Here is a 14,193-nt window from a genome sequence, read left to right as displayed (position 1 = left end):
TCCCATGGTCCTCACGGCCGCCCATATCCAGCCGATCGTCGCCCTCATCGCCGGCGTCCTGATTCTCGTGATGCCTCGTCTGCTCAACCTGATCGTCGCCATCTACCTGATCTTCATCGGCCTGGCCGGCCTCGGCGTGTTGAAGATGTTGAACATTTCGTAGCGCGCTTGATCTGGTTGCCTTGCGCCAACCCGCCAAAACGTGGTGTAAGGCGGCAGCTTTTCCCCACGTTTCCTCTCGCGGATCGATTGTAGATCATGGCTAAAACCGCATCGAAGACCACGAAGGCCGCCGCCAACTCCAAGGCGGCTGCCAAAACCAAAAAGGTCGCGAAGGCCGCAGCGGCTCCCGCCCGCAAGGCGTTGAAGAAGCCGCCGGCGAAGGCCGTGGCGAAAAAAGCCGGGAAATCCGCGAAGAAGCCTGTCGCGAAAGCGAAGCCGGCCGCCAAGGTCGCCCCGAAGGTCGTCGCCAGGAAGCTGGCGCCGAAGAAGCCGCCGGTCGTGGCGAAGCCCACCGCCAGCAAGAAGCCGGTTATTGCCAAGGGCAAGACCGTTGCCGCCAAGCCCGCGGCCAAGCCGATCGCCGACAAGATCCAGGCCGGCAAGTGGGTGTATTCGTTCGGCGGCGGCAAGGCCGAGGGCAAGGCCGGTCTGCGCGACCTGCTCGGCGGCAAGGGCGCCAACCTCGCCGAGATGGCCAATCTCGGCCTGCCGGTGCCCCCCGGCTTCACCATCCCGACCTCGGTCTGCGTGTATTACTACGCCAACGACAAGACCTACCCGAAAGACCTCAAGGCGCAGGTCGAGAAGGCGCTGGCCGCCGTCGGCAAGATCACCGGCAAGGGCTTCGGCGATCCGAAGAACCCGCTGCTGGTGTCGGTGCGTTCCGGCGCCCGCGCCTCGATGCCGGGCATGATGGACACCGTTCTCAACCTCGGCCTCAACGACACCACCGTGGAAGCGCTGGCCGAACTGTCCGGCGACAAGCGCTTCGCCTATGACAGCTACCGCCGCTTCATCACGATGTATTCCGACGTCGTGATGGGCTTCGAGCACCATCATTTCGAGGACATCCTCGACACCTACAAGGACAGCAAGGGCTACAACCTCGACACCGATCTCGACGGTGACGACTGGGTGGCGCTGGTCGGCAAGTACAAGGAAGCCGTTGCGCACGAAACCGGAAAGGAATTCCCGCAGGATCCGCACGAGCAGCTGTGGGGCGCGGTCGGCGCGGTGTTCTCCTCCTGGATGAACGCGCGCGCGATCACCTATCGCCGCCTGCACGACATTCCGGAATCCTGGGGCACCGCGGTGTCCGTTCAGGCCATGGTGTTCGGCAACATGGGCGACACCTCGGCCACCGGCGTAGCGTTTACGCGCAATCCCTCGACCGGCGAGAGCCGGCTGTACGGCGAATTCCTGATCAATGCGCAGGGCGAGGACGTCGTCGCCGGCATCCGCACCCCGCAGGACATCACCGAAGCCGCGCGCCTCGAATCCGGCTCCGACAAGGCGTCGATGGAAGCCGCGATGCCGGAAGCCTTCAAAGAGCTGACGCGGATCTACACGCAGCTCGAGAAGCACTATCGCGACATGCAGGACATGGAGTTCACGGTCGAGCAGGGCCGGCTCTGGATGCTGCAGACCCGCAACGGCAAGCGCACCGCCAAGGCCTCGATCCGCATCGCGGTCGAACTCGCCAATGAAGGCGTGATCTCGCAGAACGACGCGGTGTCGCGCATCGATCCCGCCTCGCTCGACCAACTGCTGCACCCGACCATCGATCCCGCCGCGCCGCGCGACATCATCGCGACCGGCCTGCCGGCGTCGCCGGGCGCCGCTTCGGGCGAAATCGTGTTCTCGTCGGAAGAAGCCGCACGGCTGCAGGCCGACGGACATCAGGTGATTCTGGTGCGCGTCGAAACCTCGCCGGAAGACATTCACGGCATGCACGCAGCGGAAGGCATCCTCACCACCCGCGGCGGCATGACCTCGCACGCGGCCGTCGTGGCGCGCGGCATGGGCAAGCCCTGCGTCTCCGGCTGCGGCACCATCCGGGTCGATTACAGCCGCGGCACCATGTCGATCGGCGACCGCTCCTTCAAGGCGGGCGACATCATCACCATCGATGGCTCGATCGGCCATGTGATGGCCGGCCGCATGGCGATGATCGAGCCGGAACTGTCCGGCGAGTTCAACACGCTGATGGGCTGGGCCGACAAGGTTCGCAAGCTCAAGGTCCGCGTCAACGGCGATACCCCGAACGATGCGCGCACCGCGCTGAAATTCGGCGCCGAAGGCATCGGCCTGTGCCGCACCGAACACATGTTCTTCGAGGAGACCCGGATCCGCACCGTGCGCGAGATGATCCTGGCGGACGACGAGGAGAGCCGCCGCGCGGCGCTGGCCAAGCTGCTGCCGATGCAGCGCGAGGACTTCGTCGAGCTGTTCGAGATCATGAAGGGCCTGCCGGTTACCATCCGGCTGCTCGATCCGCCGCTGCACGAATTCCTGCCGCACACCCAGGCCGAGGTCGAAGAAGTCGCCAAGGCGATGAATACCGACGCGAAGAAGCTGGCCGACCGCGCCCGCGATCTCGCCGAGTTCAACCCGATGCTGGGCTTCCGCGGCTGCCGTCTGGCGATTGCCTATCCAGAAATTGCCGAGATGCAGGCGCGCGCTTTGTTCGAAGCCGCGATTGAAGCCGGCAAGAGCACCGGCGAACTGGTGGTGCTCGAAGTTATGGTGCCGCTGATCGCGACCAAGGCGGAGTTCGACCTCGTCAAGGCCCGCATCGACGCCACCGCGCAGGCGGTGCTGAAGGAGACCGGCGGCAAGCTGAACTACACCGTCGGCACCATGATCGAACTGCCGCGCGCCTGCCTGATGGCCGGCGAGATCGCCGAGACCGCCGAGTTCTTCTCGTTCGGTACCAACGATCTCACGCAGACCACCTTCGGCATCAGCCGCGACGATGCGGGTAGCTTCTTGGGCACCTACATCGCCAAGGGCATCCTGCCGATCGACCCGTTCATCTCGATCGACCGCAGCGGCGTCGGCGAACTGGTGAAGATCGGTGTCGAGCGCGGTCGCAAGACCCGGGCGAATATCAAGGTCGGCATCTGCGGCGAACATGGCGGCGATCCGGCGTCGGTAGCGTTCTGCCACCAGGCGGGCCTCGACTACGTGTCCTGCTCGCCGTATCGCGTGCCGATCGCACGTCTGGCGGCCGCACAGGCGGCGCTCGGCAAGGAGATTTCCAGCCAGGCGTGAGCCAGACTGGGATTTCTTTAGTGAATTGAAGACGAAATGGCCGGGGATCTTCCCGGCCATTTTAGTGTGATGAGAGCGCTGTCATCGCGATGCCCACCGGCCTCTCCTCGTCATTGCGAGGAGCCCTTGCGACGAAGCAATCCAGCTCTTGCAGATTTCGTGGCCTTCTGGATTGCTGCGTCGCTTCGCTCCTCGCAATGACGTGCAGGGTGCGGCGCACCCTGCAAAACTACTCCCCCGCCGTCGTGACGATTCGAACTTCAGATGTCAGTGTCCGGTGCACCGGGCACTTGTCGGCGATCTCCATCAATTTCTGGCGCTGCTCCGCATCCAGCGCGCCGCTGATGGCGATCACGCGCTCGATCTGGTCGAGCATGCCATCCTTCGTCTCGCACTCCGCGCAATCCTTCGCGTAGATCTTGCCGTGCCGCAGCGTCACCGTGACGCGATCCATCGGCAGCGCCTTGCGGTCGGCGTAGAGCCGCATCGTCATCGCGGTACAGGCGCCGAGCGCGGCGAGCAGCAGGTCGTAGGGACTGGGACCGCTGTCCGCCCCGCCCGCCGAAAGAGGCTCGTCGGCGAACAGCCGGTGCGGGCCGATCGTCACCTGCTGGTGGAATTTGCTGGCGCGGGTTTCCTGCACCACCACTTTGCGCGGGTCTTGCTCGATCACGACCGGCGCCGCTGTCACGACCGCATCGAGATAGCGCGCCGCCCAGGCGACGATCAGGTCGGCGACGTACACTGCATCGTGCTGTTTCGTCAGCATATGGTCCATGCCGTCGAGCGACACGAAGCTCTTGGGATGTTTCGCAGCCAGGAAGATCCGCGTCGCGTTGTCGATGCCGACGGTGTCGTCGGTGGGCGATTGCAGGATCAACAGCGGCTTGCGCAGCCGGGCGATATGGGTCGCCAGATTGTGATCGGCGACGTCGTCGAGGAATTCGCGCTTGATACGGAACGGCCGGCCGGCGAGTTGCACCTCGACCTCGCCCTTTGTGCGTATGTCGTCGAGACGGTCGGCGAACAGGTGCGTAACGTGAGAAGGATCCGACGGCGCCGCGATGGTCACCACCGCTCTGGCCTCGGGGATCTGCGCGGCGGCGGCGAGGATTGCGGAACCACCGAGGCTGTGGCCGATCAGCAGCGCCGGCGCCTTGCTATGGCCCCGCAAATGATCGGCGGCCAGCACGAGGTCGGCGACGTTGGAGGAGAAGGTGGAATTGGCGAAATCGCCTTCGCTGGAGCCCAGGCCCGTGAAGTCGAACCGCAGCACGGCAATGCCGCGCGCGGTCAGCGCGGTCGCGATCCGTTTGGCGCCGAGCGAATCCTTGCTGCAGGTGAAGCAATGCGCGAACAAGGCCGTGGCGCGGATGGGACCATCCGGCAGATCGAGTGCTGCGGCCAGCAGATGGCCGTCAGTGCCGGGAAACTGGAAGCGTTCGGTGGGCACGGCGGGCTCCTTGATCTGTTTGGTGCCACCCACTCTACCGTCATCCTGAGGTGCCGTCGCCCTTGCGACGGCCTCGAAGGATGACAGCTCGGGAGATCAATCGTCCGAATACCTCTGCTCCAGCCACGGGTCGCCGCGGTTATGGTAGCCGCGGACTTCCCAGTAGCCGGGCCTATCCTCCGTGACGAACTCGATGCTTTGCAGCCACTTGGCGCTCTTCCAGAAATACAGATGCGGCACGATCAGCCGCACCGGCCCGCCGTGGTCGCGCTCGATCGGCGCGCCCTGCCAGGCATGGGCCAGCAGCGCGTCCTCGGCCGCGAAATCTTCCAGCGCGAGATTTGTCGTGTAGCCGTCATGCGAATGCAGCACGACGAAGCGCGCCTCGTTACGCGGCTTGCACGCCGCCAGCAATTCGCGCGTCGAAAGGCCGTCCCAGGCATTTTCGTAGCGCGACCAGGTGGTGACGCAGTGGATGTCGGAGATGAATTGCTGCTGCGGCTGCGCGGTGAACTCCGCGAAATCCCAGAACAGCGGCTGCTCGACCGCGCCGTAGACGTCGAGCCGCCAGCGTTCTTTCGAAATGTTCGGCGTGACACCGAGGTCCAGCACCGGCCAGTCCTTCGTCAGGTGCTGGCCGGGCGGGAGCCGCTGGTCTTCCGGGCGCGCGATCTTGCCGGTGAGGAATTTCCCCTCGCGCGCCCAGCGTTGCTTGCTGGTGGTCAGCTTTGAGTCCGGCGGGAGATTATCGTCGGTCATCGCTGTGCTCCGTCGTTTCCGACGCCGCCGTCAGTCGTGACGGTGCATCGCCGAGTTGTGCTTGGTGTCGCGCATGGTGGCGTAAATGATCAGAGAGAGGAAGATCATGCCGCTGAGATAATAATAGAACCATTCCTCGTGGCCCAGGCTCTTGAAATACAAGGCGATCGCCGGCGCGGTTCCGCCGAAAATCGAGACCGTCAGCGCATAGGGCAGGCCGACACCCAGCGCGCGGATGTTGGTCGGGAACAATTCGGCCTTCACCACCGCGTTGATCGAGGTATAGCCGGCGACGAACACCCAGGCGCAGCAGATCAGCAGGAACGCCACGAAGGGCGACTTGGTGTCCTTCAGCAGCGTCAGGATCGGGATCGTCGAAAGCGTTCCGGCAACGCCGAAGAAGATCAGCAGCGGCTTGCGGCCGATCTTGTCGGACAGCGCGCCATAGAGCGGCTGCAAAAGGCAGGCGAAGATCAGCGTGCCGAAGATCACCGTAGTGGTCTGGTCGGTGGTCAGGCCGACCGAGAGCTTGACGAAGGTCTGCATGTAGGTGGTGAACGTATAGAACGCCGCGGTTCCGCCGGCGGTGAGGCCGACCACCAAGAGTAGTTCGCGCGGGTACTTCAGCAGGCCGCGGATCGAACCCATCGGCTTCTTCAACCGCTTGGCTTCGAGGAATTGCGGGGTCTCGTGCATGTCGCGGCGCATCACGGCGGCGAACACGGCGAGGAGGGCACCGATCACGAACGGAATCCGCCAGCCCCAGTCCTTCAGCTCCTGCTCGGTGAGAAACACCTTCTGCAGCAGCATCAGAACGATGATCGCGGTCAACTGGCCGCCGATCAGCGTGACGTACTGGAAGCTCGAATAGAAACCGCGATGCTTGGGATCAGCGACTTCGGAGAGGTAGGTGGCGCTGGCGCCGTATTCGCCGCCGAGGCTGAGGCCCTCGATCATGCGGGCGAAGGCTAGGATCACCGGGGCGGCAAAGCCGATCGTCGCATAGGTCGGCGTGCAGGCGATGATCAGCGAGCCGAAGCACATGCACAGTACTGACAGGGTCAGCGACAGCCGCCGGCCATATGTGTCGGCGAGGTAGCCGAACAGCCAGCCGCCGAGCGGACGCATCAGGAAGGTCGCGGCGAACAGGACGGCGGCGTTGAGCTGCTGCACCACGGGGTCACTGTTGGGGAAGAAGGCCGGTGCGAAGTACAGCGCGAAAGCGGTGTAGGCGTAGAAATCATACCATTCGACCAGGTTGCCCATCGAGCCGATGAAGATCGCCTTGATGCGCTTGCTGGCGTCGTCGAAATGGAGTTTGCCGTCCGGGTTCGGCGCCGCAATCTGTTCTGCCACGTGTCAGTCCTATTCCGTGAAATGAAATGCTGCGTTGCCACGATCCTGCCCAAAAGCCAATGCTCGTGGCTGCAATGCAGCATCCAAATGATGGAGGCTGAGGTGCCGAGGTGTGGGTTTGCTGCAACGCAATGTCGCGAAGGTCGGACTGCGGGCGCGTCCTATGCGACGAAAGTCTAAAGCGACCCCGTTGCCGGGGGACAGCAACACGCCCTCAGCCGTCGTTGCGAGGAGCAAAGCGACGAAGCAATCCAGTCTTCCCTTGTAGCTTTCTGGATTGCTTCGCTTGCGCTCGCAATGATGGCGGCATCGGCAGAGGTTTTGTCGAAACGAGCAGCGCTCTTGCCGCGGGCCTTACTTCGCGGGGCGCGGATCGATCGGCGTGGTGCCGCGCAGGCCGAGGATGTCTTCCAGCACGCGCGCGCCGGCCAATAGCTGCGCCTCGGCGCGCGGCCGGGCGACGATCTGCAATCCGACCGGCAGGCCCTTGGAGGTAAAGCCGCACGGCAGCGACAGCGCCGGGCAGCATACCAGCGTGATCGCCGACACCAGCGTCAGCCACTCGATGTAGTTGTCAAACTTGTGGCCGGCGCATTCGGCGACGTAGCGATCCTCGATCGGGCAGGGCGGCACGATGGTCGAGGGGATCATCAGGAGGTCGTAGGTCTTGAAGAACTCCAGCGTGCGATTCATCATCGCCAGGCGCTGCGCCTCGGCGCGTTGCACGTCGTCGAAGCTGAGCTTGATTCCTTCCTCGATGTTCCAGATCACTTCCGGCTTCAACAGCTCGCGCTTGTCGCGCAACAGGTCGGCCTTGGTCAACGCGAAGTCGTGGGCGCGCAGCACATGGAAGCAGTCATGGGTTTCGCGCAGGTCGGGCGAGGCTTCCTCGACGAGGGCGCCGGCCTCGATGAAACGCATCGCCGCCTTGCGGGTGATTTCGATCACTTCGGGATCGACCGGGCTGATGCCACCGAGGTCCGGCGAATAGGCAACGCGGACTGGGGCCTTGCCGGAGCGCGCGGCCGACAGGAACGACGTCGGCAACAGCGGCAGCGACAAGGGGTCGGCGACATGCTCGCCGCTCATCGCGTCGAGCAGAAGCGCGAGATCCTCGACATTGCGCGCCATCGGACCCTGGACGCCGAGCGTGCGGTCCACCGCCGCCGAGGGCGTGTTGGCGACGCGGCCGATGCTCGGGCGAAGGCCGACCACGCCGCAGAACGAGGCCGGGCTGCGCAACGAGCCGCCCATGTCGGAGCCCTGCGCCAGCCAGGCGGTGCCGGAGGCCAGCGCCGCGGCCGCGCCGCCGGAGGAGCCGGCGGAGGATTTCGACAGGTCCCACGGGTTCAAGGTCGGGCCGAACACGTCGTTGAAGGTGTTGGCGCCGGCGCCGAATTCCGGCGTGTTTGATTTGGCGTAGATCACCGCGCCGTTCTCTTCGAGGCGCTCGACCAGGATGTTGGACTCGGCGGGCACGACGTCCTTGTAGATCAACGAACCCTGCGTCGTTCGCACGCCGGCAACTGCGGTGAGGTCCTTGATCGGCACCGGCATGCCGGCGAGCAGGCCGCGGCTTCCGACCGGCTGCTTCATCAATTCCCTGGCGGAGGCGCGGGCACGATCGAAGCACAGGGTCGGCAGCGCGTTGACCTGGCCGTCGACTTCCGCGATGCGGGCTTCCAGCACGTCGAGCAATTCCAGCGGCGAGACCTCGCCGGCATTGAGCTTGTCGACAATGGTGCAGGCCGTGGCCTTGATGAGTGTTTGATCAGTCGCCACGCACGTCTCCAGTTCGTTGCCGCATTGTTGTCGATCCCGACGAAATAGCCGTGTAGACCATTTTGCGGATTTGTGGAATCGCGGGCTGTCGCCCGCATAGCGGGGATGCAACCATGGGTAAGCCTTTCGGCGAAACAGACTGGCGCGCGATGAGCCGTGAGCAGCTCGATGCCGGGCTCAACAACGGCCTGGCCGTTTCCAACAGTTCCGAGATCTCCGCCGGTTGGGTGAAGCGCTCCGAGACGATGAAAGCGAAATACCCCGCGCATCTCGACCTCTCCTACGGTCCCGCCGAGCGCAACAAATTCGATTTCATGAAGGCCGCCGAGGGCGGGCCGACCCTGCTGCTGATCCACGGCGGCTACTGGCAGATGCGCTCCAAGGACTTCTTCACCTGCTTTGCGGCCGGCCCGATGGCGCATGGCATCAACGTCGCGGTGGTCGGTTACACGCTGGCGCCTGAGGCCTCGCTCGACCAGATCGTCGCCGAACTGCACGCCAGCGTCGATGCGCTGGTCGAGCAATTGCCGGCGCTGGGCGGCGACCCCCAGCGCATCGTGGTCTCCGGCTGGTCGGCCGGCGGTCATCTCACCGCCACCACGCTCAATCATCCGGCAATCAAGGGCGGCGTCGCGATCTCCGGGATCTACGACCTGGAGCCGATCCGGCATTCCTATCTCAACGAGAAGCTGCAGCTCGACGAGGCGATGGCGCAGCGCCAATCGCCGCTGATGCAGGACGGCGGCCCCGCGGCGCCGCTGTCGATCGTGGTCGGCGGCGGCGAATTGCCGATTCTTCGCCAGCAGAGCGCGGATCTCGCCGCGTTCCGCGCGCAGCACGGCCTGCCGGTCAGCTACGAGGAAATTCCCGGCGCCAACCATTTCACCGTGATGGAGCAACTGGAATCGCCGACTGGCCGCATCACCACGCTGATCAAGCAGATGGTGGAGCGGATCTAGCGCTCCGTCGTCATTGCGAGGAGCGAAGCGACGAAGCAATCCAGAGAGCCACGAGATCGGGAAGAACTGGATTGCTTCGTCGCAAGTGCTCCTCGCAATGACGGGCTGCAAGTACCTCGCAGCCCTACACCCACCCCGCGCTCAGCCCGCCGTCCACCGTGTAGATCACGCCGGACGTATATCCCGCGCGGTCCGACGCGAGGAACGTCATCAGGTCGGCGATCTCGGCAGGATGCGCGGCCCGGCCGAGCGGCAGGCCGGACTGCAATTCGCGAAACCGGTTGTCGTCGCCGAACTGCGCCTTGGCGCGGGTCTTCATCAGCGTAATGTGGCGCTCGGTCTCGACCGGGCCCGGATTGATGCCGACGACGCGAATATTGTCCTTCAGGCTCTTGCCGCCGAGAGCGCGGGTGAAGGCCATCAGCGCGGCGTTGCCGGCGCTGCCGCAGATATAGTTGGCGTCGAATTTCTCACCGGCGGCGCCGATGTCGTTGATGATGACGCCGTGCCCCTGCGCCTTCATCCTTGCATAGACCAGCCGCGTCAAATTGATGAAGCCGAATACCTTCAGGTCCCAGGCGTGGCGCCAGGTCGGTTCGTCGATTTTCTCGAGCGAACCGCCGGGGATGTCGCCGGCATTGTTGACCAGGATGTCGATTTCGTCGGCGGCCTCTGCCAGCGCTGCGAGCTGGTTGGGCTGGCGCAAGTCGACCGGATGGATGGTGACGTCGATCTGGTGCCTGGCGCGCAGCCGGTCGCCCAACGCCTCCAGCAGCGCGACGTTGCGCGCGGCCAGATGCAGATGCGCGCCCTCGGCGGCAAAAGCCTCGGCCGCGGCGGCGCCGATGCCTTTTGACGCACCGGTGATCAGAACGCGCTTGCCGTGCAGATGAAGGTCCATTCGATTTTCCTGTAGCCCGGATGGAGCGAAGCGGAATCCGGGGCTGTCGTCGATGTTTGATCCCGGATTCCGCTTCGCTCCATCCGGGCTACGATCCGAGTTAGGCCGGTGCGGCAAAAGCGGTCAACATTGCACTGCAGCGTTGATCGCGGGGCCGGTTTGGTCCACAGCTCGCTTCAGTTTTTCTGACGCGAAGGAACCTGAAGTGAGCACCCAGAAAGAATACCGCATCGCTGTCATCCCCGGTGACGGCATCGGCAAGGAAGTGATGCCCGAGGGCCTGCGCGTGCTGGAAGCCGCCGCCAAGGCGCACCGCATCAAGCTGCATTTCGATCATTACGACTTCTCATCTTACGATTATTACGCCAAGCACGGCCAGATGATGCCGGACGACTGGAAGGACCAGATCGGCACCCATGACGCGATCTATTTCGGCGCCGTCGGCCTGCCGGCCAAGATTCCGGATCACATCTCGCTGTGGGGCTCGCTGATCAAGTTCCGTCGCGAGTTCGACCAATACGTCAATCTGCGCCCGGTGCGCCTGATGCCGGGCGTGCCGAGCCCGCTGGTCGGTCGCAATCCCGGCGACATCGATTTCTGGGTCGTGCGTGAGAACACCGAAGGCGAATATTCGTCGGTCGGCGGTCGCATGTTCCCCGGCACCGACCGCGAATTCGTCACCCAGCAGACGGTGATGACGCGCATAGGCGTCGATCGCATCCTGAAATATGCCTTCGACCTCGCGCAGTCGCGGCCGAAGAAACATCTCACCTCGGCGACCAAGTCCAACGGCATCTCGATCACCATGCCGTATTGGGACGAGCGCGTGGAGGAGATGGCCAAGGCCTATCCGGACGTGCGCTGGGACAAGTTCCACATCGATATTCTCACCGCACATTTCGTGCTGAATCCCGACAAGTTCGACGTCGTGGTCGGCTCCAACCTGTTCGGCGATATTTTGTCGGATCTGGGTCCCGCCTGCACCGGCACGATCGGCATCGCGCCGTCCGGCAACATTAATCCGGCCGGCGATTTTCCGTCGGTGTTCGAACCCGTGCACGGCTCGGCGCCGGATATCGCCGGGATGGGCATCGCCAATCCGATCGGCATGATCTGGTCCGGCGCGATGATGCTGGAGCATCTCGGCGAGAAGGCCGCGTCGGATTCGATCGTCAAAGCGATCGAGCGTACCCTCGGCGAACGCACGCTGCGCACGCGGGATCTCGGCGGCCAGGCCGACACGGGCGCGTGCGGCAAGGCTGTTGCGGAAATGGTGGAGTAGGCCGTCAGGTCGCTCCCGCGTCCTATTAAGTAGCGCAGGCGAAGTGCTCCCTCCCCCCTTGCGGGGGAGGGTCGGGGAGGGGGGAGCCACAAACTCTGTCGCCCGTGGCACCCCCACCCCGGCCTCCACTCCCGATGATGCTATCGCATCATCGCTCATTCGGCCGACCCTCCCCGAAAGGGGGAGGGGGACCATTGGCATCGTCGCGCAACTATAGAATTACCCCGCAATCCGTCGGCAATGCGCCCACGCCGCGGCGATCAGATTGTCGCTGGCTTCCGGCGTGCGGAAGGCGGAATGCGCCGACAGCGTCACGTTCGGCAGCGTCGTCAGCACATGGCCCGCCGGCAGCGGTTCGATGTCGAACACGTCGAGGCCGGCATGGCGCAGATGGCCGGATCTGAGCGCATCGACCATCGCGGCTTCGTCCACCACCGCGCCCCGCGCGGTGTTAACCAGGATCGCGCCCGGTCTCATCTGCGCGATGCGTTCGCGGGACAGGAAGCCGCGGGTGTCATCGTTGAGCAGCAGATGGATCGAGAGCACGTGGCTCTGTCCAAGCAGCGTGTCGAGGTCGACGAAGGTGACCCCGGGATGGGTCTTTGGCGTCCTGTTCCAGGCCAGTACCTTCATGCCCGATCCATGCGCGATGCGGGCGGCCTCTGCGGCAATGCCGCCGAAGCCGAGCAGGCCGATGGTCTTGCCGGTCAGCTCCATGCCCTCGTCGCGCAGCCAGTTGCCGGCGCGCATCTCGCGGTCCATTTCGGCGAGGCCCCGCGCACCCGCCCACATCAGCGCGATGGCGCATTCGGCCACCGCGGTGTCGCCATAGCCGCGGATCAGGTGCACCTCGATGCCGAGCCCGGCGAGCTCCTCGATATGCATGTAGCTGCGCGCGCCGGTACCGAGAAACACGACGTGCTTGAGTTTAGGGCACTGCTTTGCAATCTCGGTCGGCAGATAGGTGTGGTCGACGATGGCGATCTCGGCGCCGTCGAGCACTTGCGGCAGCTCCGCCGGCGTGATGTCGGCATCGCGATGGATCTTCACCGCGATGTCGCCGCTCTCTTTCAGGCGTTCCATGATGAGCGCCAGCTCTTCGCTGGCATCGACGAATACGGCGCGCATGAGATGCCCCTTCCTTACTTCGACGCGACGCCGGTCAGCGCCAATACCGTGTGCAGCAGCACGTTGGCGCCCGCCGCGCAGTCGTCCTGGGTGGAGGATTCCAGCTCGTTGTGGCTGATGCCGTCCTTGCACGGCACGAATACCATCGATACCGGCATCACCGTGTTGAGGTTGCAGGCATCGTGTCCCGCGCCGGAGGTGATGCGGCGATGCGAATAGCCCAGCGTCTCGGCGGCGTGCTCGACCGCGGCGATGTAGTCCTTGTTGAAATGCGTCGGCGGCTTGTGCCAGACCTTGTCGAAGGTCACCTCGACCTTGCGATGCGCGGCGATCTCCTTGATGGCGTCGCGCACGCCACGCTCGATGGCTTCCAGCTTGCCGTCATCGACGCTGCGCAGGTCCATCGTGAAGGCGATCTCGCCGGGGATCACATTGCGCGACGCGTTGGCGATCACCGCCTCGCCGATGGTGCCCAGCGCGCCGATATTGCTGACCACCCGTTCGGTCGCCAGCACGATCTCGGACAAGGTCGCCAGCGCGTCGCGGCGCAGCGGCATCGGGGTCGAGCCAGCATGGCTTTCGAAGCCGGTGATCTTGCCGTCGAACCACAGCACGCCCTGGCCGGAATCGACCACGCCGATGGTCTTGCCTTCGGCCTCCAGGATAGGGCCCTGCTCGATATGCAGTTCGACGAAGCCGGAGAATTTCTGCGTGCCGACGGGCACGTCGCCGCGGTAGCCGATCTGGTCCAGCGCCTCGCCGACGCTGACGCCGGCGATGTCCTTGCGGGAAAGGATGTCATCGGTGGTGAAGTCGCCGACATAGGCCGCCGAGCCCATCATCGCCGGTGCAAAGCGCGAGCCTTCTTCATTGGTCCAGTTGGCGATGCAGATCGGCAGCTCGGTCTCGATGCCGGCATCGTTCAACGTGCGGATCACTTCGAGCGCGCCCAGCGTGCCGAGAATGCCGTCGAACTTGCCGCCGGTCGGCTGGGTGTCGAGATGCGAGCCGATCCCGATCGGCGCCTTCGACATGTCGCGTCCCTTACGCAGGCCGAACATCGAGCCCAGCGCATCGATATGCACGTCGAGCCCGGCCGTCTCGCAGGCGGTGCGAAACCAGTCGCGGACTTGCTTGTCCTCGGCACTCAGCGTCAGCCGTCGCACGCCGCCTTTCGCGGTCGCGCCGAATTTCGCCGTCTCGCCAATCGTGTCCCAGAGCCGCGCCGAATCGATTTTGAGATTATCGCCAAGCTTGGTCATGGGCATGTCCTGGATAGTTCGCGTTGAGGAGGCAT

At 64.4% G+C, this 14,193-nt stretch carries 11 protein-coding genes; 4 read left to right on the top strand and 7 right to left on the bottom strand.

All coding sequences use genetic code 11. The features are described 5' to 3' along the window. Positions 1–4: 4 nt before the first annotated feature. Positions 5–163, top strand: coding sequence for a DUF3096 domain-containing protein (locus FNL56_RS24370; RefSeq protein WP_143575418.1), 159 nt, complete (start codon positions 5–7; stop codon positions 161–163). 95 nt (positions 164–258) lie between these two features. Beyond that, positions 259–3,276 carry a pyruvate, phosphate dikinase gene (gene ppdK, locus FNL56_RS24365; protein ID WP_143578348.1) on the top strand — a complete coding sequence of 1,006 codons (3,018 nt, stop codon included), beginning with the start codon at positions 259–261 and terminating at the stop codon, positions 3,274–3,276. A 229-nt stretch (positions 3,277–3,505) separates the two neighbouring features. On the opposite strand, the gene FNL56_RS24360 is transcribed toward ppdK, so the two are convergent. The 4 genes from FNL56_RS24360 to FNL56_RS24345 form a co-directional block, all read right to left on the bottom strand. After that, entirely contained in the window at positions 3,506–4,729 is a 1,224-nt protein-coding gene (locus FNL56_RS24360) for a bifunctional alpha/beta hydrolase/OsmC family protein (protein WP_143576352.1), read from the bottom strand. A gap of 96 nt (positions 4,730–4,825) precedes the next feature. Beyond that, complete coding sequence (locus FNL56_RS24355; protein ID WP_143575416.1) at positions 4,826–5,488, bottom strand: sulfite oxidase-like oxidoreductase; 663 nt, start codon at positions 5,486–5,488, stop codon at positions 4,826–4,828. Positions 5,489–5,518: 30 nt separating this feature from the next. Next, the gene (locus FNL56_RS24350; protein WP_143576351.1) at positions 5,519–6,754 is read right to left on the bottom strand and encodes an MFS transporter; all 1,236 of its coding nucleotides are present in this window, start codon (positions 6,752–6,754) and stop codon (positions 5,519–5,521) included. 444 nt (positions 6,755–7,198) lie between these two features. Continuing rightward, positions 7,199–8,626: an amidase gene (locus FNL56_RS24345; protein WP_143578347.1), complete on the bottom strand. Its 1,428-nt coding sequence runs from the start codon at positions 8,624–8,626 to the stop codon at positions 7,199–7,201. A gap of 113 nt (positions 8,627–8,739) precedes the next feature. On the opposite strand from FNL56_RS24345, the gene FNL56_RS24340 reads away from it, so the two are divergent. Continuing rightward, positions 8,740–9,585: an alpha/beta hydrolase gene (locus FNL56_RS24340; protein ID WP_143575414.1), complete on the top strand. Its 846-nt coding sequence runs from the start codon at positions 8,740–8,742 to the stop codon at positions 9,583–9,585. 124 nt (positions 9,586–9,709) lie between these two features. Here the strand turns inward: FNL56_RS24340 and FNL56_RS24335 are convergent, their stop codons facing one another. After that, entirely contained in the window at positions 9,710–10,486 is a 777-nt protein-coding gene (locus FNL56_RS24335; RefSeq protein ID WP_143575413.1) for an SDR family oxidoreductase, read from the bottom strand. Between the two features lie 205 nt (positions 10,487–10,691). Between FNL56_RS24335 and FNL56_RS24330 the strand changes: the two genes are divergently transcribed. After that, on the top strand, positions 10,692–11,768 hold the full coding sequence (locus FNL56_RS24330) for a tartrate dehydrogenase (protein ID WP_143575412.1): 1,077 nt from the start codon (positions 10,692–10,694) through the stop codon (positions 11,766–11,768). A 219-nt stretch (positions 11,769–11,987) separates the two neighbouring features. Here the strand turns inward: FNL56_RS24330 and FNL56_RS24325 are convergent, their stop codons facing one another. Further along, complete coding sequence (locus tag FNL56_RS24325; RefSeq protein WP_143575411.1) at positions 11,988–12,896, bottom strand: NAD(P)-dependent oxidoreductase; 909 nt, start codon at positions 12,894–12,896, stop codon at positions 11,988–11,990. A gap of 14 nt (positions 12,897–12,910) precedes the next feature. After that, a complete protein-coding gene (locus FNL56_RS24320) occupies positions 12,911–14,158 on the bottom strand; it encodes a Zn-dependent hydrolase (RefSeq protein WP_143575410.1) in 1,248 nt (415 codons plus the stop codon). Positions 14,159–14,193: the final 35 nt, after the last annotated feature.

It is taken from the genome of Tardiphaga sp. vice304, from assembly GCF_007018905.1.
GTDB lineage: Bacteria > Pseudomonadota > Alphaproteobacteria > Rhizobiales > Xanthobacteraceae > Tardiphaga.
Note: the sequence above shows the minus strand (reverse complement) of the source record. Positions and strands in the feature narration are given on the sequence as shown.